The 6,146-nt window shown below is 35.1% G+C and carries 6 protein-coding genes and 1 pseudogene; 6 read left to right on the forward strand and 1 reads right to left on the reverse strand.

Annotated elements, in window-relative coordinates:
- Positions 1-100: 100 nt before the first annotated feature.
- A pseudogene (locus RHOW815_RS06360) lies at positions 101-1,123 on the reverse strand (IS630 family transposase).
- 283 nt (positions 1,124-1,406) lie between these two features.
- Between RHOW815_RS06360 and RHOW815_RS06365 the strand changes: the two are divergent.
- The 6 genes from RHOW815_RS06365 (at position 1,407) to RHOW815_RS06390 (ending at position 6,067) form a co-directional block, all read left to right on the forward strand.
- A complete protein-coding gene (locus RHOW815_RS06365) occupies positions 1,407-1,895 on the forward strand; it encodes a DoxX family protein (protein WP_215217489.1) in 489 nt (162 codons plus the stop codon).
- Positions 1,896-2,061: 166 nt separating this feature from the next.
- Positions 2,062-2,922: a UDP-3-O-acyl-N-acetylglucosamine deacetylase gene (gene lpxC, locus RHOW815_RS06370; protein ID WP_215217490.1), complete on the forward strand. Its 861-nt coding sequence runs from the start codon at positions 2,062-2,064 to the stop codon at positions 2,920-2,922.
- Positions 2,922-3,389 (forward strand): 3-hydroxyacyl-ACP dehydratase FabZ, encoded by a 468-nt coding sequence (fabZ, locus tag RHOW815_RS06375; protein WP_215217495.1) that lies wholly within the window; start codon positions 2,922-2,924, stop codon positions 3,387-3,389. Before lpxC ends, fabZ begins: the two co-directional genes overlap by 1 nt.
- A 32-nt stretch (positions 3,390-3,421) precedes the next feature.
- Positions 3,422-4,273 carry an acyl-ACP--UDP-N-acetylglucosamine O-acyltransferase gene (gene lpxA, locus RHOW815_RS06380; RefSeq protein WP_215217491.1) on the forward strand — a complete coding sequence of 284 codons (852 nt, stop codon included), beginning with the start codon at positions 3,422-3,424 and terminating at the stop codon, positions 4,271-4,273.
- Between the two features lie 7 nt (positions 4,274-4,280).
- Positions 4,281-5,210: a methionyl-tRNA formyltransferase gene (gene fmt / locus RHOW815_RS06385; RefSeq protein WP_215217492.1), complete on the forward strand. Its 930-nt coding sequence runs from the start codon at positions 4,281-4,283 to the stop codon at positions 5,208-5,210.
- A 107-nt stretch (positions 5,211-5,317) separates the two neighbouring features.
- A complete protein-coding gene (locus RHOW815_RS06390) occupies positions 5,318-6,067 on the forward strand; it encodes a hypothetical protein (protein WP_215217493.1) in 750 nt (249 codons plus the stop codon).
- The last annotated feature ends 79 nt before the right edge of the window (positions 6,068-6,146 follow it).

Consider the following 6,146-nt stretch of genomic DNA (forward strand, 5'->3'; position numbering starts at 1 on the left):
TTTTATTTTGCAAGCAAAATATCGGCTCGGAGAGCTTATGAAGAATTAAGAGAATTTATATTCCCCTTGTGTGCAATTAGAGAACTCGTTTATCTTTAAATTAAGATTTAACTAAGTAAAATTTCCTAGATAAAAGAGGCTGCAGTTCTTCCCGATATTTAGGAATGTTTTCAAAAAAGGCATAAATTGCCGTCTTGAAATCTAAGAATTTTTCATAATATCGATTATTGCGAACTTTTTTATTCATGAATCGCCAAAGGCGTTCAATCAGATTGAGATCGGGAGAATAAGGAGGTAAGAATTTGATTTCTACTCTGGATGTTTTTGGGTAATTTGCAACGGTTTTTGACCTATATTAGGCAGCATTATCGCATATAACCACGATTCTTTGTGCAAAAGGATACTTTTCTTCCCATTTTTTAAACAAATCAAGAGCAGATTGCGCATTGATAGAGTTGGAAGAAAGAGTTGTAAATTCTAAGCGCTTTACATCTAAAGCTCCATTGATATTGATACGTTTACGTCCTGTGTTCGTTAGCAATATAGCTTTAGATCCTTTTTCATACCATCCATAAGAGGGTTTCGAATTGTGTTGAGGATGAACCCCATCTAGAGAAAGCAGTTGATCTGTTTGAGCGAATTCTTTTTCCAATTCTTGTGAAAAAAGCTTTTTTGCTTCCTCATGCACTTTTCCAGGGATCAGCTTAGGCTTTTTATAGGTGAAGTTTAAGCGGTGCAGTAAAGAAACCATAGCTGATGGCGTATAACATATTCCAAAGCGGTCTTTGGCAAAATTAATGACTTGTTTAGCCGAATGGGGTGCTTCTTCTTTTACATAGATTTTTAGTTGCTCAAGCTGATTTTGACTGAGCCAGCAAGCTTTCCATGTATAGTTCAAATTTAGTAAGGCTTCTTTTCCGTCTTCTGAATAGATTTTATAATAACGTCTTATCGTATCGTCCTCGAGGAGTAAAGCATGTGCTACTTGTGGGTATGTCCACCCTTCATCTAACAATAAAATAGATTTGACTCTATCGCATAGCCTTTTATCCCGTTCATGGCGGTGACGGGCTTTAAGGATATCTTTTTGGTTTCTTGTGATAAAGTTCGCTTTTAGTTGCATATGAACAAAATTTATATCTCAATTCATTAGAAACTTTCAATAAGTTTAGCGCTTATAATGTCTTTTTTTTAATGGGTTTTAGTATATAGTAGTTCCGATTCAATCGTATAGAAAAATATAGGATTAATGACAAGTTTCAATTCGTTGACTTGAACCCCATTAAGCTAGCCGTTTGAATTGGCACTACTATATAAGCCATTTTAGATTAAATTTCTTGTGAAAACTAGTTGACTTTGCTCAGAGTTGTAATTATTTTTATAAAAAAAGAATGATAAGGGTATTTATGTTTCGATCCACGATTATATTTTTAGGCCGGGTTTGTATTAGTTTAATTTTTATAGCAACTGCTTTTCAAAAATTACTTGATTGGCAAGGAGCAGAGCAGCAGTTTATAACTGCTATACATAATTTAAGTGTGATAGGTGGGCAAAAGGAGTGGGTAAAACAAGGATTAGAAATGATTCTTTGTAGGTCATCGCTTGCCTTCTTTATGCAAACAATTATAGAGTTCCTAGGAGGTGTATGTATTTTTTTAGGGCTCTTTGTTCGCTTTGCAGCTTTTATTTTAGTTTTGATGGTCTTAGGGACAATACTGGTCTTTTATCCATTTTGGCTTGCATCAGGTATTGAGCGAGCATCGCAAATGACCTTGTTTTTACAACATTTAAGTATACTAGGAGGGCTTTTATTGTTGATGGGGTATAATCGAAGAAAAAAAGAAGTAATTATTCGTCATGATCCTATTATTCCGCCAAAAATAGATGATGTTTAGAGAATTTTACTTTTGTAAAATCCGCTTGAAGAAAATGATACCCTTTGGGTAGCTTTTTAGTAATAAAATAACTTTTTTGCTCATTTAGCAAATTAGAATTTAAAAATAATTTTTGAGGTATCTGTTGTCTTTCCCCTGTAAGCTATTAAGGAGTTCTGTTCTAACTATGCCGATTGTTGAAAGAAAACAACGCACTCTTCGAAAAAGTGTATCTATTTCAGGAATAGGGGTCTTTACCGGACAAGAAACCACTCTGACTTTTCATCCTTCTCTTGCAGACCAGGGGATTGTATTTCAGCGCACGGATCTGCTGAATGCGCCTAAGATTATCGCTTCGTTAGATTCTGTATACAGTACTCCTAGATGTACCATAATTGGTAACAAAAAGGCATCTATACAAATGGTTGAACATTTACTCGCTTCTTTGCGTGCTCACGAAATTGATAATGTATTCATTCAAGTCTCCGGTCCAGAAGTTCCTATATTGGATGGTAGTTCTAAAGATTTTTCTCAATTGATTGAAGAAACAGGTATAATAGAGTTAAGTGAAGAAAAAAAAATATTTTCTTTGCAATCACCTATATTCTGGTCCAATGAACAGGTTCAGATTATTGCAATTCCAGCTAATGAGTATCGGTTGAGTTATACTCTGCACTATCCTCATTGTTTAGGAATTGGTACGCAGTTTCATACGTTTGTTTTAAGCCAAGAGGAATTTGTTAAAGAAATTGCTTCTTGTCGCACTTTTTCTATTTATGAAGAAGTAGTTCCTATGATGGAAAAGGGGTTTATTAAAAGAGGCGGTTTAGAGAATGCAATTCTCGTAAAGGAAAATAAAGTGATTAATCCAGAAGGACTGCGTTATCCAAATGAAATGGCTCGTCATAAAATCTTAGATCTAATAGGGGATCTTTCTCTTATACCTATTTCCTTTTTAGCACATATTATCGCTATTCGTTCTGGACATACTTCTAATAATTTTTTTGCTAAATTGCTATATAATCAAATTAAAATGGAGAACTTTTGATGAGTGAAGCCCTTTCAGAGCAAAATATCGTTTTGAATATTAAGGAAATTGCCAAAATTTTGCCCCATCGTTATCCTTTCTTGCTCGTTGATAAAATCATTCACTTAAGCCTTGATGAGAATCGGATCGTTGGACAAAAAAGTGTTACGTTTAACGAACATTTCTTTCAAGGTCATTTCCCTGATGCTCCCATTATGCCCGGCGTTCTTGTATTGGAAGCTTTGGCTCAAACAGGAGGGATTTTAATTTACAAAAAAGGATTTCATGCAAAAACAGCTGTATTATTGAATATTCAAGATGCAAAGTTTCGCAAACCTGTTGTCCCAGGCGATATGTTAAGGCTAGAAGTATCCATGCTACACTTAAGTGGAAGTGGGGGGAAAATTTCAGCATGCGCAATAGTAAATGAGAAAGTAGTAACAGAAGCTAAAATTGGATTTGCGTTACTTGATAAAGATCAGCTTTAGCCTTAAATAATAAACATTAAAATTGGAAGTTCATGTCTCAGTCAAATATTCATCCTGCTGCTATCATCGAGCCCGGTGCAAAGATTGGTAGGAATGTTACAATTGAAGCGTATGCGATTATTAAAAAAAATGTTACGCTTGAAGATCATGTTGTTATTAAGTCTCATGCTTATATTGATGGTTATACCACAATTGGAAAAGGAACAATTGTATGGCCATCTGCAAGTATTGGCACAAAAACTCAAGACTTAAAATTTAAAGGGGAAAAAACTTTTGTTGTCATTGGAAAATATTGTGAAATCCGAGAGTTTACCACAATTAATTCCTCATGTAAAGAAGGCTCTGTAGTAAGTGTAGGAGACGGCTGCTTAATTATGGCGTATTGCCATATTGCTCATAATTGTCAAATTGGCAATCAAGTGATTATGGCAAATAATGCCATGTTAGCTGGTCATGTAATTGTGGAAGATCATGCAATTATTGGAGGAATGACTCCTGTTCATCAATTTGCACGCATAGGAAAGTATGCAATGGTAGGAGGATTTAGTCGGATTACACATGATGTTCCTCCTTATACCATTGGAGCAGGAACTCCTTATAAGCTAGGTGGATTGAATCTAGTTGGTTTAAGGCGCCATGGGTTTTCTCTAGAAGATCGTAAGGCTTTATCAAGGGCTTTTAAAATTACCTACCGAGCTAAATTACGTCTTTCTAAAGCATTAGAGCGGATTCATAGAGAAATTGAACCAACTATCCACATTCAGCACTGGATCAGTTTTTGTCGCAGCTCTCAGAGAGGATTAATTGGATTTCAAAAATCGGTTCAACAGTTAGTCGAAGAAGACTTCGATGAACTAGAAGAGTTAATTGAAGAGAGAGTATAGCTCTTCAATGAAAATCATTTTTTTTGGCACCTCTTCTTTTGCTGCGCAAATTTTATTTTATCTTGTACAAAATCAAGTTAATGTAATAGCTGTTGTTACGCGTCCCGATCGTCCAACAGGACGATCGTTAAAATCTTCTTTCCCTCCGGTAAAGCAAACCGCAATTCGATTAAATGTACCTATCTTTCAGCCTGAAAAAGCTTCTTCTCCAGAATTTGTTGCACAACTTAAAAGTCTACAAGCTGATCTTTTCATTGTGGTGGCTTATGGAGAGATTGTAAAAAAAGAAGTCTTAGACCTCCCTTCTTTGGGATGTATTAATATCCATGCAAGTCTGCTCCCTAAATATAGGGGAGCTGCTCCTATGCAAAGGTGTCTTATAAATGCAGAAAAAGAAACAGGTATTTCTATTATTGAAATGACTCCAAAAATGGATGCAGGGGATATCATATCTATGCAAAAAATCCCTATTCCTTTTGAAATGACTCATGGTGAGCTTGAAAAAGAGTTATGTGTATTAGCTCAAGAAATGATCTTACAAGTAATTGAGCAATTTAGAAATCATTCTATAAAAAGAATCCCACAAGATCATTCTCAAATGAGTTTAGCTCCAAAAATATCTGCTGAAGAAAAAGAAATTGACTGGGATCTTGATTCTCATCTATTGCATAACCGCATTCGAGCTTTATCCCCCTCCCCGGGTGCTTTTTGCATATTAGAGATAAAAAATCAAAAAAAGCGCCTTAAAATCCTACGCGCATTTCCAGAAAATCTCCCATCCTCAGAAAACCCGGGTTCTCTTGTTACATTAGGTAAAGAAGTAGAGGTTGTCTGCGGACAAGGAATATTGCGTCTTCTGGAAGTGCAACTCGAAGGCAAACGAGCTATGTCAGCATCTGATTGCTTTAATGGTCTTCAAAACCCAAAAATTATTTGATAAAAATTTTTTTTAAATATGCTACTTTCTAATAGATATTTATTTTTACTTAAGCTATAATCATATTCCTTTTAAATTTAAAATCCATTAAATCAAGGTTTGTTATTATGACTTCTCCTATTAAAATTGTTGCTTTACCAGTTCAATATATATGGCATGTGTCTGAAAAGATAGGGCTTAATAAGGCAATGCAAATTGGTTTTAAGTTTTTTAAAAGCTACGGGGATGAGCCAAAGGATTTAGCTAAGCTTTTTCAAGTTTTTAGCGAATGGGCTGTCGTTTTGTGTAAAAACAAATCTACTTTTAAAGGTTTCGAAACAGCTCAAAAAGTAGCTGCCTTTAGCAAGCAGGCAAAGTGTTTCTTAAGTTTTTCAGGAATTTGTACGCAATTAGTAAAAGCAAGAAATGCTTTAGTTCCACTAATCGAGCAAGAAAGAACTTTTACAGCCACAGCTTTGAAAACGGTTATTGATCAAGGAACTGGATTGTGTGCTAGTGCGGTTGATATCATAACGCTTTTGAATCTTCTTGGGTTTATATCTTCAAAAAATAAGTATATGTCAGCAATAAAAATAGGAAATTGTATTGCGACTGTTTTAGGCGCAATTTCACGTTTAGGAAGTGATGCTAATAACTTGCAAGAAGAATATGCACAAGGGCGTCTTGTGTCTAGAGCTAGTTGGAAAAAAACCGTTTCCATATTAGGACACGTCGCTGTTTTCTCTCTAGGGGCTCTCCCCTTGCTAGAACGCTTTAAAGGTTACAAGCCTTTAGATAAAAACTTTTTCTTAAAACTTAGTACAGTTTCTGTATTAAGCACATTATTTAATAAACATATTCAGTCTTTTCAAGTTTGAAGTGCACAGAAGAATTAAAAAAAGAATAGGCAGGCGATGAAAGAATCTCTATTGTGATTTTTAACAATCAAACACAAGG

The sequence above is a fragment of the Candidatus Rhabdochlamydia sp. W815 genome, from assembly GCF_018642185.1.
GTDB lineage: Bacteria > Chlamydiota > Chlamydiia > Chlamydiales > Rhabdochlamydiaceae > Rhabdochlamydia > Rhabdochlamydia oedothoracis.

Coding starts and splice junctions, on each gene's coding strand:
- RHOW815_RS06365 (WP_215217489.1), top strand. CDS start 1,407: ATGTTTCGATCCACGATTATATTTTTAGGCCGGGTTTGTATTAGTTTA.
- lpxC (WP_215217490.1), top strand. CDS start 2,062: ATGCCGATTGTTGAAAGAAAACAACGCACTCTTCGAAAAAGTGTATCT.
- fabZ (WP_215217495.1), top strand. CDS start 2,922: ATGAGTGAAGCCCTTTCAGAGCAAAATATCGTTTTGAATATTAAGGAA.
- lpxA (WP_215217491.1), top strand. CDS start 3,422: ATGTCTCAGTCAAATATTCATCCTGCTGCTATCATCGAGCCCGGTGCA.
- fmt (WP_215217492.1), top strand. CDS start 4,281: ATGAAAATCATTTTTTTTGGCACCTCTTCTTTTGCTGCGCAAATTTTA.
- RHOW815_RS06390 (WP_215217493.1), top strand. CDS start 5,318: ATGACTTCTCCTATTAAAATTGTTGCTTTACCAGTTCAATATATATGG.